The following is a 14,299-nucleotide window of genomic DNA, read 5'->3' as shown; positions in this document are numbered from 1 at the left end:
ATGCAGGACCTGATCACCGTCATCCTTCCGGTCTTTTTAGTGATCGGCTACGGCTATCTGGCGCGCAGGTTCGACTGGGTCAGCGATGAGTTGATCGACAGCGTGATGAAATTCGCCCAGAATTTCGCCGTACCGCTGTTGCTGTTCTCTGGCATCGCGAGGATGGATCTGGGGGCGGATTTCCACCCACCGATCCTGATTTCATTCTACGCAGGCGCTCTGTCGGGCGGTTTGTTTTGCTTTCTGGGCGCGCGCTACCTGTTCAAACGCGATCTGACGGACGCCGTGGCGATTGGGTTCATCGGCTTGTTCTCCAACTCGCTTCTCTTGGGCATTCCGATCACCGAACGCGCCTATGGCGAGGCGGCCTTGGCGGGGAATTTTGCGATCATCTCGATCCATTCTCCGCTGCTCTACGGCATCGGCATTGCGGCGATGGAAATTGCCCGGACGCGGGGGCTGGGCCTGTCGGGCTTTGGCCTGATGCGGCAGATTGCGCGCTCTGTGTTGCGCAACCCTCTGATCCTCGGCATCGCGGCGGGGTGGACCGTCAATCTGGCGCAGATCCCCCTCCCCGCGCCCGTGTGGGATGCGGTTGGTCTCATGACCCGTGCGGCGATCCCAGCGGCGCTCTTTGGTCTGGGTGGCGTGCTTTTGCGCTATAAGCCTGAGGGCGATATGCGGATCATCCTTTGGGCAGTTGCCGCCTCCTTGGTGCTGCATCCGATGATCGCCTACGGGCTTGGGCATTTCGTCTTTGACCTGCCGACGCCCTCCTTGCGCTCCGCCACGATCACCGCGGCCATGGCGCCGGGGATCAATGCCTATCTCTTTGCCAATATGTATGGTGTGGCGAAACGCGTGGCGGCGTCTTCGGTGTTGATCGCGACGGCGGGGTCCATCCTGACCATCTGGTGCTGGCTGGCGATCTTGCCGTAAGCCCCGTCAGCCGTCAGCAGCCGCAAGAGAGACACGCGACGCGTTTCAGACCCGCGCAGATAGGGCAAAGCACTTGGCCCGTAGAGATGCTCCGCCGCGTCAGGCGCGTGCATAATAGCTTTGAGCGCCGGGAAAAGGTCGAACACTTCGGCCTTTGCCGCACGATCAAAGCCCGAGAGTGCAAAGCGTCCCGGATAGAGGCTTTCCGTCAGTGCCCCATTGGCAAGGATCGTCGCGTGTTGCGGCAGCAGCAGGTGGTGATAGATCACATATTTCTGGTCTGTCGCGCGCCGGATACGGTCTTCGCCCAAACGCGACAGATGCACGGCACGCGCCAAGACCCGACCGGCGCCTGCGCGCGGATCAGGGACCACCATGCCATGTTGCGGAGAGACCAAAAGATCGCCCCGGTTGCCAAAGGTGCCATCGCGGATCAAAATCGGCAAAAGCTCGGGACGCTCCTTGAGGATGTTCTGCCCCAGCCGCCTTTGGCCATGCCATAACAGCGGCTGCGGCCCGGCCTCTATGGTGGAGACCAGATCGCCCGCGCGCAGATCCTCGACCAAGCGCTCGCCCGAGGGCGTCATGATCCGCGTGCCTGAGGTGAAACAGGGAATGCCCATAGCGTACATTTCCGGCGCGCTGTCCACCTGTGTGGGCGCCACGCCCATGAGCGTCAGGCTCTCACCATTCGGAAAACTCAGCACCGCATTGCCAAAGCCATCGTCGGAGACCGTGACATCCCAGGCGTTGATCGGGTTCCCTTCTGCATCCGTCAGGCCGGAGACGTCGAGCTGATCCGCCGTGAACCCGTCCGCGTCCCCATCGGACAGGTCGAAGTCGGTGATCGTGTCATTGCCGAAACCGTCGGTGAGCAGGATCGTATCGTCACCCGCGCCGCCGGTGATGGTATCGTCGCCCGTCCCGCCCGTGATGGTGTCCGCCCCTGCGCCGCCATCAAGCGTCAGCCCCGAGCCGTCGGCGGAGGCATCGATCGTGTCATCGCCTGCGCCGCCGGTGATGGCCTCGATATTGTCGAAGGTGACGGTGTTGGTGCCATCGGTGGCGGTGCCATCCTCCCAACCGGAGAAGGTGACGGTGACATCGACGGTGACATTGGAGAAATCGAGCGTGTCGAAATCAATGCCAAGCCCGCCGCCGTAGACCGTATCCGCGCCCCAATTGTCCGAAAAGAGAAATGTGTCCTGACCGCTTTCGCCCCAGAGCACGTCATTTCCCGCGCCGCCCTCAAGGGTATCATCCCCGGTGCCACCATAGATCGTGTCATTGCCCGCCCCGCCAGACAGCCAGTCATTGCCAGCACCGCCGTCAATGGTGTCATCGCCCGCGCCGCCGTCGACATAGTCTCCACCATCGCCGGTCGAGATGGTGTCGTTGCCCTCCCCGCCATAGACCGCATCGTTGCCGGAACCGCCCTTGAAGATGTCATCGCCCCCCAAAAGTGAATAGGAGGCGCCAGTGGTATCAAAAGAGGCATCGATCTCATCGCTCTGATCAGTGAGATTGAAATGCTCCATCGAGTTGCCCGACCCGGCGGCCGTGGTGCCATCGAGCGTGTAGTCAAAGGCATTGTCTCCAGAGAAGGTGAGCGTGACGCCGGTCGATCCGGTCGCATAGGTGAAGTCGACCGTATCCCAGTCGTCATCCCCGTAGAGGTAGTCGTACTCACTTGCCTCAGTGACATAAAACGTATCGTTACCTGCTCCGCCCGACAGCGTATCCGTGCCAGAGCCACCGTAGAGGTGATCGTCCCCGGCCTCGCCCAAAAGCGTGTCGTCTCCCGCATCGCCGAACAGCACGTCGATGCCCGCGCCACCGTAAAGCACGTCGTCCTGATTGCCGCCGTAAAGCCAGTCGTTGCCCTCGCCGCCCCAGATCAGGTCATAGCCGTCACCGCCATAGATGACGTCATCGCCCGCATCGCCGTACAGTTCGTCGTCGCCGTCCTCACCGTAAATGGTGTCATTGTCATCGCCGCCGTAGACTTCGTCGTCGCCACCGCCGGCGTAGATCGTGTCGTTCCCGGCCTCGCCATAGAGCGTGTCGTCATAGGTGTAGGCGCTGCCCGACACGTCGTCGATCATATCGTCGCCCGCGCCACCATAGACCGTGTCGCCATCGGCCTGCGTGGCGCCGCCTTCGCCATAGTAGATGGTGTCGTTGCCGTCGCCCGCCTCGACCCAGTCGGCGCCCGCGCCCGCCTCGATCGTGTCGTTGCCCGCGCCAGTGGTCAACTTGTCGTCATTGGCGCCGCCATCGTAATAGACGCCCTGATCCGGGTCATAATGCGAGGTGGCGATATCGGCGTAGGCGGGCGCGGTGCCTGAGGCGGCATCGACGTTGTCAATCGAGATGACCGTATAGGTGACGCCGGGCACCAGCGCAGGGTCTGAAATCACCCCCTGAAGCGTGCCGTTGATTTCCACCGTGTAGACATGAATGACGTTGCCCTCGCCATCCGAGAGGATGATGCGCTCGTCCAGATAGGCCTGACCGGAGGCCAGGGTGGTGCCAGACGCGTTCTGAATGACGGCGGATTGCGAGCTATCATCGCCCGTCTCATCAGCATACTTGTCGCCATTGAAGACCGCATCGTCATCGGTGACGGCGATAGACAGAGAATTGACGGACGGATCCCATCCCGGATTGAGCGCAATCGTATCGCCGGGACCGACATAGATCGACCCTGTCGAGGTCGAAAAATCATAAATATTATAGCCTTGAAGCGTGTTCGTCGGCATAGAAGCAGTCCCCAATATTCACGGTCACCCGTAAATCACCCATTCGGACGCACGCGTCCTGATTTGTCCCGTCGCGCCGAAACCTGCGGTTGCGACGGGCCACCTGTTGCACAGCCCTGCACCGGGTATCGAACCTCAGAGGTCTTGAGCATCTTACCCCTGCACCCCTTACATTCCCTGAAGAGGAAGCCGTTTTTACTTCGCATTTGAGGCAAATTCGCGCAGAGCAATTTGGGGCAAAAAACAGAGGCGAAAATCGGGGGCGAAAAGCCCTCAAAATCACGCCCGAACCACCACGACGGCTCAATGTGTGACTTGCAAAGTGGCCCCAAAATGATCTAGACAGAGGTCTGGAAACTCACCCGGCCCATTGTCGCCAGAGAAGAAACAATTCTTCTTGGCCTCCCAGTGATTTCATAGCTTTGACCCAAGCTTGCCCCAATCGTGCCACAAAGAAGCGGCACTTGGTCCCTCAAGCAATCATTAACCATGACGCCCGGCCGCAGGTGAGACGGTCCCTGACGAAATCGGGCCAGCAATTTGAGACGAGTGAGCAGATGCCCGTTTACGAACTGGAAGTGTATAATTTCAACCCGAGCGGCGTGTTCAGCACGACAACGGGATCACGTTTTACATATTCCGGAGGCGGCCCCACCGGCACGGCAGCTGTCACAGACAACAACGCTATTTTGACAGACGACAGCGCAGGCGGGAGCTATGGCGAAACCGCCACGGCGAATGTCAGCATTGGCGGCAATACCTCGACGGGCTCGAATGTCGATGCGGAAATGGCATGGACCGTGACGGACATGACCACCGGCGAAACCTTTCAGGTCATCCAATTCGAGGTCGAGAACGGCGACGCGCGCGGCTTTTACACCGTCTCCGAACAACCGCTGATCGACGGGCATCAATATCAGATCGTCAACTACAACTCCAATCCCGGCTCGTCGAACGGCACGGCGCCGAGTTTCAGCTATGCGGATTACATCTCGACCGCCGAGTTGCCCGACGGGGTCGTCAGCGGCACGGACGGCAACGACACGATTGACACGAATTACACCGGCGACCCGCAAGGCGAAATGGTCGATGGCACCACCACCTTGGAGAGCACGCTAAGCTGGGACGATCTGGCCGCTGACAACTCCTCGATCGAGGGGGGCATGTCCACCGTCATCAATGGTGTGCAGGTCAACATCGGCTATACGGAAACCAACGGCAACAACACCGCCACCATTTCCAACGAGACCATCTACACGGAGAACGGGGATTTCTCCGACAACAGCTCGCTGCGCCTCTGGGGCTCCGGCAACAGTGGAGACACCTCGTCGGTCACGCTCGATTTCTCCTCGACCCAAAGCGATGTTCTGGGCGAGGTGGAAAACGTCACCTTTCGTATTTCCGATCTCGACGTCTACGCCTTTGTCGACACCGTCACCATCACCGCCGTGGATGCCGAGGGCAACACCGTCACCCTGACCATCACGCCCGAGGGCGAGGTCAGCGTCTCCGGCAACACCGCCACGGGGACGGCGGATGCGAATTACGTCAATCCCGACGATGCCTCCGGCGCGATCCTCGTGACCATCCCCGGCCCCGTCTCCAGCATCACCATCGACTACGGCAACAATGGCACGCAACAACAGGCGATCCATATCTCCGACGTCAACTTCGATGTGATCCAGACCGAATACGATGACATCATCGAAGCAGGCGACGGCGATGACATCATCGACGCAGGGCTTGGCGACGATGTGATCTATGGTGGCGCAGGCGATGACATCATCGAAGGCGGCGTCGGCAATGATACGATGTATGGCGAAGCCGGCGATGACACCTTCATCGGAGGCGAAGGCGCCGACTACATGGATGGTGGCGCAGGTCAGGACACGATCGACTATTCCAACAGCTCCGAAGGCGTCAATGTCAATCTCGGCACTGGCACATACTCGGGTGGCGACGCCGAGGGCGACAGCGGTTCGGGCATCGACGGCCTCATCGGGTCGGATTACGACGACACGCTCATCGGCTTCGACGGGCAAAGCACCGATGGCGAAAATTCCTACACCAACATTTTCTACGGCGGCGCGGGCAACGATTACCTCGATGGTGCGGGCGGCGATGACGAGCTTTACGGCGAGGACGGCGACGACACGATCCTCGGCGGCGCGGGCGATGACTACATCGAAGGCGGCTCCGGCGCAGACACCATCTATGGCGGCGACGGCAACGACACGATTTTCTACGGCTCGGGCAACGCAGAAACCGGGGAAGGCGACACGGTCTATGGGGGCGACGGCGACGATCTGATCGACGATGTCGACCTCGCCAATGTCAACGATTTCGACGACTACCTCGATGGTGGCGCGGGCAACGATACGATCTATGGCGGCGCAGGTAACGACACCATTCTGGGCGGAACCGGCAACGACATTCTCTTCGGCGAGGATGGCGATGACACCATCTACGGCGGCGAAGGGGCGGACATCATCGACGGTGGTGCGGGCGACGACACGATCTACGCGGGCGGCGGCGACACGATCTACGGCGGCACCGGCAATGATACGATCATCATCGACCCTGCCCTGCTGGACGGCAATGCGATCACCATCAACGGTGCCGAGGACCCGGGCGATGGCGACAACGATGTGCTCGATCTCTCCGGCCTCGACATCGACTGGTCGACAAAACCGATCATCTATGACGAAAACAACCCGGAAAGCGGCTCTCTGACGCTGGCCGACGGCACGGTCATCACATTCACCAACATCGAAACGGTGATTTGTTTCGGCAAGGGCACACGGATCGCGACCCCCTACGGCGCCCGCGCGGTTGAGGACTTGAAGCCCGGCGATCTGGTGCTGACCATGGACAACGGCGTGCAGCCCCTGCGTTGGGTCGGCGCGCGCGAGGTGCCCGCGATGGGCCGGTTCGCGCCCATCGAGATCAAGGCAGGCGCGTTGAACAACGACCGCGATCTGATCGTTTCGCCACAGCACCGCATGTTGTTGAACGGCTGGCGTTCGGAAATGCTGTTCGGCACTTCCGAGGTCTTCGCCGCCGCCAAGCACCTGATCAACGGCACGACGATCCGCGAATCTCAAGGCGGCATGGTGACCTATTACCACCTGATGTTCGACCGCCACGAGGTGATCTTTGCCGAGGGGGCACCCTCCGAAAGCTTCCACGTCTCGGATTACTCGCTCACCGGCGTTGAGGATGCCGCGCGCGAAGAACTCTTTGCGCTCTTCCCGGAGCTGCGCTCCATGCCGACGCATCACGGCGACACCGCCCGCAAATGCCTCAAATCGCATGAGGCGGGGCTTTTGGTGGCGTAATCCGGCCTCCCTGCGCCTAGCGTGACGACAAATTGGGTTTTGGCCTCTGCACGGCCAAGACCCCCGCAACGACAATCAGCGCGATGCCCGCCAGGGCCGCGCCCTGCGGTCGTTCGTCGAAAATCACCACGCCCCAGATCACGGCAAATCCGACATAGGCAAAATCAAAAGTGCCGACAGTCGAGGCCGAAGCCGCCTGATAGGCCACCGCCGTCCCCACCGAAGCCACAAGGATAAGCCCGGCCAAAAGCACCAGATTGCGCCATTGCACCCCGGTCATCTCCTGCCATTTCGGCGTCAGGAACCCGGGAATATCCTCCGTCATGCCGCTGCCGATCAAAAGCCCAGCCCCGCCCACCAGAATGAACACAGCATTCAAGCCCAAGGCCAGCGTGGCCGGATGTTCAAAACGGCATTTGGTGCGCGTCAGGATCATCGCAACCGCATAAAGCACCGCTGAGAGAATGGGCAAAAGCGCCGCCCATGAAAACGCCTCTCCTCCGGGTCTGAGCACCAGCAAGATGCCTAAAAATCCCAAAGCGACACCGCCCCATTGCAGGCGCCCGACCGTTTCGCCGCCAAAGAGCGCCGCGAAGGCCACGATGAACAACGGCAAGGTGTAATAAGCTGCCGCCGCAACGGCCAGCGGCAAAAGCGGCAGCGACAGGTAATAGGCGATCCACATGCCGACCAAAAGCAGCGAGCGCAGCACGATCCAGAAGAGCGCGCGCGGTCTTAAGCGGCTGGCTCCGAACATGCTCAAAGCCCCGATCAGCAGAACCGGAAAGGCCAGAAGAGACCGCAGGGCGAACAGCTGCCATATCCCCATACCTCCGGCGCCGCCAAGCGCCTTGATCAGGGCATCCCCCAAGGACAGGGCAAACACGGTCCCGACAATCGTCGCCACGGCCAGCGGCACATTTTCAGGGGAGAGACTGTCAGAGGTTTTGGACATAACCGCAGCGTAACGCGATTTCCGGTGCCTTTGAAACCGGCGCGCCCGAAAAGAGCCATGCATCCTATGCACAGGCGACTTGCACGCAGATAGTTTGCAATGCCAATCATTTTGACGCACATGCAATCTATGACACAGACACCCGCCGCCCTGCCCCAATCTGACCCCGCCAAAACCCTCTTCGGGTTTCAATTCGTCACGCTCTCGCGGCGCTGGCGCAAGGTGATCCATGCCGAACTGGCCAAGGCCGGGCTGACCGATGCCACCTGGGCGCCCTTGGTGCATCTCGATGCGGGTGACGGGATCAGCCAGACAGAGCTGGCGGATCAACTGGCGCTCGACACCTCAAGCCTCGTGCGTCTGTTGGACATTCTCTCAGAGCGCGGGCTGATCGAACGCCGGGTCTCCCCGAAGGACCGCCGCGCGCGTCTCTTATATCTGACGTCCGAAGGCCATGCCGATGTCGCCCGGATCAAGACGCATTTGAACGCCGTCGAGGCCACGCTTTTGACCGATCTCAGCGACACAGAGGTCGCCGCGCTGATCCGTGCCATGGATAAGATCAACATCACAGTCGAGCGCGCGCTCACGCAAACGACGAAGGCAGACAGCTGATGACCCCTCTCCTCTCCTGGCTTTCAAACCATGGGTTCGACACCAACCGCCTGCGCTTTGCCACCCGTACCGCGATTGCGGCCTGTATCGCCTTTGTGCTGGCTTGGCTCATCGGGCTGGAGCATCCGCAATGGTCCGCGATGACCGTCTGGGCGGCCTCGCAGCCCACCCGTGGCCAGCTTTGGGAGAAAAGCCTGTTTCGGGGTCTGGGGTCGATCAGCGGCACCATCGTGGGCGTGGTTTTGGTTCTGTCGATGCAGCTTCACCCCTCGCTTCTAATCATCGGTCTCGCGCTTTGGGTCGGGGCCTGTACCTACATCGGCAATCTTCAGCGCGGTTTTGTCGCCTATGGCACCGTCTTGGCGGGGTACACCGCCGCCATGGTCTCGCTTTTGGACGCCGCCCACCCGGATCAAGTGCTGGGCCTCGGCGCCGACCGTCTGGCGACCGTCATGACCGGCGTCGTCGTCGCCACCTTTATCGGCTCGCTCTTTGCGCCCAAGGCCGCCACCGGCGAGCTGCGCCAAAAGGTGCGCGCGCTTTTGACCGAGATGCTGGCGGAGGCCGCCGCCGCCACACCGTCACACACGCGTCGCCGCCAGCTTTTGTCGGATCTCGCGGCCATCGAAGAGGGTTTGGACCCGCATGGCGCAGGCTCCATCCGTTCGCGTCAAAGCATTCGTGCCACCCGCACGCTCTTAATTGCCGCCACCCCGCTTTTGCTTTGGAAACATGGCGACAGCCAACCCGCAGGCTTTCGCAGCCATCTGAGCGCGGCCAGTCTCGCGCTGGCGGATGAGGACATCGCCGAGACCCTCGCGGGCCTCAAAGCCTCCGCCGAGACGCCCGGCCTGTCGCCGCGTCTGCGCGAGACACTCGACACCATGGGCGCGGCGCTGGCCAATTGGCATGCCGATCCGCATGAGCGCCGCTCCGTTGCCTACCCCGCCGCATTCGCGCCGCTCTCCGTGGTCTTGCACCGCGATTGGACCGGCGCGCGCGAAGCGGGGCTTCGGGCCTTTGGCGCGCTTTTGCTCTTTGGCGTCTTGTGGCTGGTGACCGGCTGGTCGGTGGGCGCCTTCATGCTTTTGGGCCTGTCGGTGATGATCTCGCTGTTCTCGACCTTCGAGAACCCGGCGCAGATGATGAAATCCGTCTTTCAGGGTCAGCTCGCAGGCGTCATCGGTGCCTTGATCTTGCGCTGGCTGATCTGGCCGATGGCAGAGACGGAGACCCAGATGATCCTCTTCACCCTGCCCCTCATTTTGATCGGGCCGCTGTTTGTCGCGCATAACAAAACCGTCGCGATGAGTTTCGATTACAACATGGTCCTGATGCTGATGTCGCAGCCGCATTGGCCGCTGACCGGCACCTTCGAGACCTCCGTTGCCGCCGGTCTTGCCGTGATTGCCGCCCCTGTGGCCGCGATGGGGGCCTATCTGACCATCTACCCGGCCAACCTGAAACGCCGCCTCGACACGTTGATGACGACCATGCTGCACGATCTGAGCGATCTGGCCGCCGATCCGAAGGCGCTGCAAACCCGCAGCCATTGGCAGGCGCGGCTCTATCACCGGACGCTGCGTCTGGTGCGCCTTTCCGAGCGCGCCGCGCGGGCCCAGACCGAGGCGCAAGATGCGGCTTTGGCGCTGTTGAACCTTGGTCATGCGGCGATGTGGTGCCATCGGGAGGCGGAAAATCAGGCCGAGACCCGGATGGCAGCGCATGAAATGGCGATCTCCGACTCCAATCGCCGTGCCGCACGGGCCGCTTTGATGCGTCTGGCCTATCTGCGTGAGGACCCGGCCCGGGCCCGCGCCACGCTCGTCAAACTTCAGGCCCGACACACCGGCCCCGAAGCTGCGTTGTTGCGCGAGGCAGTGAGCGGGATCGACACGTTGACGCCCCTGCTCACCACGTTGGACTAAGAGTTACACGTGCTCCGGCGCCGGGCCGACTTCGCGCGGATTGCCGTCCTCATCCACGGCCACCATGGTGAACCGCGCCTCGGTCACATGATCGCGCAAGGCCGAATAACAGCGACGCGCCCAAACCTCGATCCGGATCACCATGGAGGTCCGCCCGACGCGATCAATGGCCGTATACACGCAAAGCGTATCACCCACTTTCACCGGTTTCTTGAACACGATTTCATTGGCCGCGATGGTCACCGTGCGCCCGTTGCAGCGCTCGTTGGCGCGAATGGCGGCGGCGAGGTCCATCTGGCTCATCACCCATCCGCCGAAAATATCGCCCGCGGCATTGGTGTCGGCAGGCATCGCAAGCGTGCGCAGCGTGAGCTCCATGCCCTCGGGTGTATGTGCGTCTGACATTTTGAAAGTCCATTGTCTTGTGATCTATGGGTCTCAAATGGCACGCCAGAGACGAGGCCTCAAGCCTTTGCCCCAACACGCAATGCGGCATTGGGCTGGGTGCATGGCGGTGGGGTGAGGGCGCAGGCGAGCAAGGATCAAGAGCGCAAAGGCTCTAATCGTTTTCGTGCCGAAAACGATTGCCGCATGAAAACATTAGGAGGGTTTCGGCATCTTTGCTTTTGCAAAGAGCCAATGGTGCGGTCGAGAAGACTCGAACTTCCACGGGAGTTACCCCACAGCGACCTCAACGCTGCGCGTCTACCAATTCCGCCACGACCGCACTGTCTAGGCTTGGTGAGGGGCTATGTAGCGAAGCGGTTCGGGGAAGGAAAGAGGAAAATTGACCCTCGGACAGATTTTTTTCTACAGGCTTCGCAGCGCAGTCTAAAGCGCGCAAATGAGAAAGGCCGCCATGGGAGAACCCGTGGCGGCCTTAGACGTTAAACCCGAGAGACTTCCAGACTTATTCCGTCACGCCAAAGCTCGGCAGCGCGGGCGCGGAGGTGGGCACCACGGGGGCCGGTTGCGGGATCACCGCGCCGCTCAACGACATGGAGGCCTTGCGCAAAAGGCCCTGACGCTCGGGCTGACCCGGCGCGAAGACGGCGGGCATGCCGGCGTCGATGGCAGAGAGGCTGTCACCATACCAGGCCTGCGCCAGATCCGGGCGACGGGTGACGCCGACGCCTTGGCTCAGGTGGTGACCCAAAAGCTCGCCGTACGCCCGTTCGCCCAAGGCCACGAGCAACAGAGACGAGGCCAACGCCACATCCATATCATCCGTGCGATAGCCGACGGAGAGACAGATTTTCGCGGTCGAGGCCAGTTGCGCCGGCGACATGCCGGAGTTCAGCACAAAGGCCGAAGTGTCGGTCAGAACCTGATCACGCGGCTGGATCGACAGGGCGGCGACTTGCGACGACATGGTGGGAGCAAAGCCCTGACATTGCTGGGCGATTTGTTCGGGGGTAAAGCCCTGAACCTTGGAAATCATGTCTTCGCCGGTGCTGATCGCATAGGTGCGCGCGAGGCAGAATTGTTCGTTCAACGCCTGGTTCGGGTCGGACATCGAGGCCTCGGTGACGAACCCGCCGTTGGTGTTGGTCATCAAGGAAACCTTGTTGCAATGCGACGCCAGGGACACCGTCGCGCCGTTGCCCATGAAGCTTGGCATCGCGCCTTCCGGCTGGGCGGCGGCGAAAGCGGGCATGCCTCCGGCCGCAGGTGCAGTCGGTGCAGGTGCCGCAGCCGTCAATGTGCCCTGTCCCTGCGGCATCACCGGGTTCACGACCACAGTCGTGCCGGGGGCTGCCATCATCGGCGCACCCGCCATGGTGGCGCCGCCAGAGGCCATCTCGGAGCGGTATTGTTTCAAAAGACCGCGCGTCCCATCGGGGCTGGCCGCCACAAGCTGAGACGTTTGCATGCCCCCGGCCTGCGCACGGTTGTAGGACGAAATCAGCAGCTCCTGCTCAAACGGCGAGAGCTGGCCGGTCACCGGATAGCCGAGATAGGCCTGATAAGAAGACACGGCGTTGCGGGTCTTTTGCCCCAACTGGCCATCGACGGACCCGGCGTTGAACCCGAAGTAATTGAGCGAGGCCTGAATTTCCTTGCCTTCCTGCGTGGAGGGCAGACGCGGGCGATAGCTGCGCGTCGAGGTGGTGGTTTTCTTTTTCGGTTGCTGGCTGGCCGCGCCCAGAAGGCCACCAATCACGGCCCCCGCAATGAAATCGCCGCCATCGGCCTGAACACGAGACGTGGTTCCGAGCATCAGGGCAGAGGCCAGAGCCGCGGAGATGAAATATTTGATACGCATGAGATCCCCCTCATTTTACACAGATGTCCAAGCCTATCACCGGATCGTGATCTTCTGAGAGGTTTTTGGCCAAATCCTAAAGAAACTCTCAACGGGGTATGGAAAACCCGACCTCAATTCTCAAAATGCAAAGCCCCTGCCCCTTTTCGCGGCGCCTTCGCCGCGTTAAATCAGAGCCAAGGCAAGGGACACAGGCAAGGACGGGCGCAAATGGTCGAGTGGCGAATCTCTGACGGGTTGACGGATTACGACATGGCCGTGGCCGAAATGGAGGCGCGCGCGGAGGCCATTGCCAAGGGCGAGGCCGATGAGTTGATCTGGCTTGTGGAACATCCGCCGCTCTATACCGCCGGGACGTCTGCGCGGCGCGAAGACCTTGTCGATCCGGATCGCTTTCCGGTCTACGAGAGCAAGCGCGGCGGGCAATACACCTATCACGGTCCGGGCCAGCGCGTGGCCTATGCGATGCTCGATCTGAGCAAACGCGGGAAAGACGTGCGCAAATTCGTGCAGGATATGGAAGCCTGGGTGATCGCCGCGTTAGATGAGTTCAACATCAAGGGCGAGATCCGCGAGGGCCGTGTCGGCGTTTGGGTCGTGCGCGATGACAAACCGCTCACCGCTCTGGGTCAGAAACCCGAAGATAAAGTCGCCGCGATCGGGCTGCGCATCCGCAAATGGGTGTCGTTTCACGGGCTGTCGATCAATGTCGATCCGGATCTCTCGCATTTCGAGGGCATCGTGCCCTGCGGCATTCGCGAGCATGGGGTGACATCTCTGGTCAATCTCGGCCTGCCGGTGACGATGGAAGACGTCGATATGGCGTTGAAACGCAGCTTCGGGACGGTTTTCGCAGAGTGACCCTGCGGCCAAACGTCCCGATCAAGCCCAAACGCGCCCCGGCACTTGAGTAAGATCAAAGTAGGAGATGCCCGGGCTGGTAACACCAGTCAAACTCGGTATTCTGAGTTGGGACACATGAATCGGGAGACACCGCCTTATGAATAAGTTTTTTGCCTTCACAGCCGCCGCCCTGATGGCAACCTCCACCGCTGCTTTTGCCGAAGGCGACGCTGCTGCGGGCGAGAAAGAATTCAACAAATGCAAAGCCTGCCACATGGTTGTGGACGATGCGGGCGAAGCGATCGTGCGCGGTGGCAAGACCGGCCCGAACCTCTACGGCATCGTCGGCCGTCCTGTCGCCTCCGTCGAAGGCTTTAACTATGGCGACGGCATCATCGCCGTGGGCGAAACCGGCATGGTTTGGACCCCGGAACTCTTGGTCGAATATGCCATGGACCCGACCGCCTTCATCGACACCCATGGTGGCTCCGGTCGCTCGAAAATGACCTTTAAGATCAAGGATGCGTCGAACATCGTGGCCTTCCTCGCCTCCGTGGCTCCGGCGCCTGAAATGACCGAAGAGGCACCGGCGGAGATGGAAGACGCCCCCGCAGAAGAAGCCGCTTCCGAATAAGCGCCTGCTGCGAGAGCAT

At 61.2% G+C, this 14,299-nt stretch carries 10 protein-coding genes and 1 tRNA gene; 6 read left to right on the top strand and 5 right to left on the bottom strand.

Translation table 11 applies throughout. From position 1 onward, the window contains the following. A complete protein-coding gene (locus tag LC094_RS02835; RefSeq protein ID WP_226550070.1) occupies window positions 1-939 on the top strand; it encodes an AEC family transporter in 939 nt (312 codons plus the stop codon). Here the strand turns inward: LC094_RS02835 and LC094_RS02830 are convergent. Beyond that, a complete protein-coding gene (locus LC094_RS02830) occupies window positions 825-3,701 on the bottom strand; it encodes a Hint domain-containing protein (protein WP_226550068.1) in 2,877 nt (958 codons plus the stop codon). The genes LC094_RS02835 and LC094_RS02830 overlap by 115 nt on opposite strands. Window positions 3,702-4,258: 557 nt before the next feature. Between LC094_RS02830 and LC094_RS02825 the strand changes: the two genes are divergently transcribed. After that, window positions 4,259-7,039, top strand: coding sequence for a Hint domain-containing protein (locus tag LC094_RS02825; protein WP_226550066.1), 2,781 nt, complete (start codon window positions 4,259-4,261; stop codon window positions 7,037-7,039). A 16-nt stretch (window positions 7,040-7,055) separates the two neighbouring features. Here LC094_RS02825 and LC094_RS02820 read toward each other — a convergent pair whose 3' ends face one another. After that, on the bottom strand, window positions 7,056-7,994 hold the full coding sequence (locus tag LC094_RS02820) for a DMT family transporter (protein WP_226550065.1): 939 nt from the start codon (window positions 7,992-7,994) through the stop codon (window positions 7,056-7,058). 129 nt (window positions 7,995-8,123) lie between these two features. Here LC094_RS02820 and LC094_RS02815 point away from each other — a divergent pair, with 129 nt between their 5' ends. Next, on the top strand, window positions 8,124-8,609 hold the full coding sequence (locus LC094_RS02815; protein WP_226550064.1) for a MarR family winged helix-turn-helix transcriptional regulator: 486 nt from the start codon (window positions 8,124-8,126) through the stop codon (window positions 8,607-8,609). Then, window positions 8,609-10,537 (top strand): FUSC family protein, encoded by a 1,929-nt coding sequence (locus LC094_RS02810; RefSeq protein ID WP_226550063.1) that lies wholly within the window; start codon window positions 8,609-8,611, stop codon window positions 10,535-10,537. Before LC094_RS02815 ends, LC094_RS02810 begins: the two co-directional genes overlap by 1 nt. A gap of 3 nt (window positions 10,538-10,540) precedes the next feature. On the opposite strand, the gene LC094_RS02805 is transcribed toward LC094_RS02810, so the two are convergent. The 3 genes from LC094_RS02805 to LC094_RS02795 form a co-directional block, all read right to left on the bottom strand. After that, a complete protein-coding gene (locus LC094_RS02805) occupies window positions 10,541-10,942 on the bottom strand; it encodes an acyl-CoA thioesterase (protein WP_226550062.1) in 402 nt (133 codons plus the stop codon). A gap of 235 nt (window positions 10,943-11,177) precedes the next feature. Continuing rightward, a tRNA-Leu gene (locus LC094_RS02800) sits at window positions 11,178-11,264 on the bottom strand. A 183-nt stretch (window positions 11,265-11,447) separates the two neighbouring features. Continuing rightward, window positions 11,448-12,803, bottom strand: a complete 1,356-nt coding sequence (locus tag LC094_RS02795) for a peptidoglycan-binding domain-containing protein (RefSeq protein ID WP_226550061.1) — start codon at window positions 12,801-12,803, stop codon at window positions 11,448-11,450. Between LC094_RS02795 and lipB the strand changes: the two genes are divergently transcribed. Together lipB and LC094_RS02785 are read left to right on the top strand one after the other, a co-directional pair. Continuing rightward, window positions 12,717-13,664 (top strand): lipoyl(octanoyl) transferase LipB, encoded by a 948-nt coding sequence (lipB, locus tag LC094_RS02790; RefSeq protein ID WP_319003273.1) that lies wholly within the window; start codon window positions 12,717-12,719, stop codon window positions 13,662-13,664. The genes LC094_RS02795 and lipB overlap by 87 nt on opposite strands. Window positions 13,665-13,803: 139 nt before the next feature. Then, window positions 13,804-14,280, top strand: a complete 477-nt coding sequence (locus LC094_RS02785) for a c-type cytochrome (protein ID WP_226550059.1) — start codon at window positions 13,804-13,806, stop codon at window positions 14,278-14,280. Window positions 14,281-14,299: the final 19 nt, after the last annotated feature.

It is taken from the genome of Celeribacter naphthalenivorans, from assembly GCF_020524585.1.
Lineage (GTDB): Bacteria > Pseudomonadota > Alphaproteobacteria > Rhodobacterales > Rhodobacteraceae > Celeribacter > Celeribacter naphthalenivorans.
The sequence above is the reverse complement of the archived record's forward strand: the minus strand, read 5'-3'. Positions and strand labels throughout refer to the sequence as shown.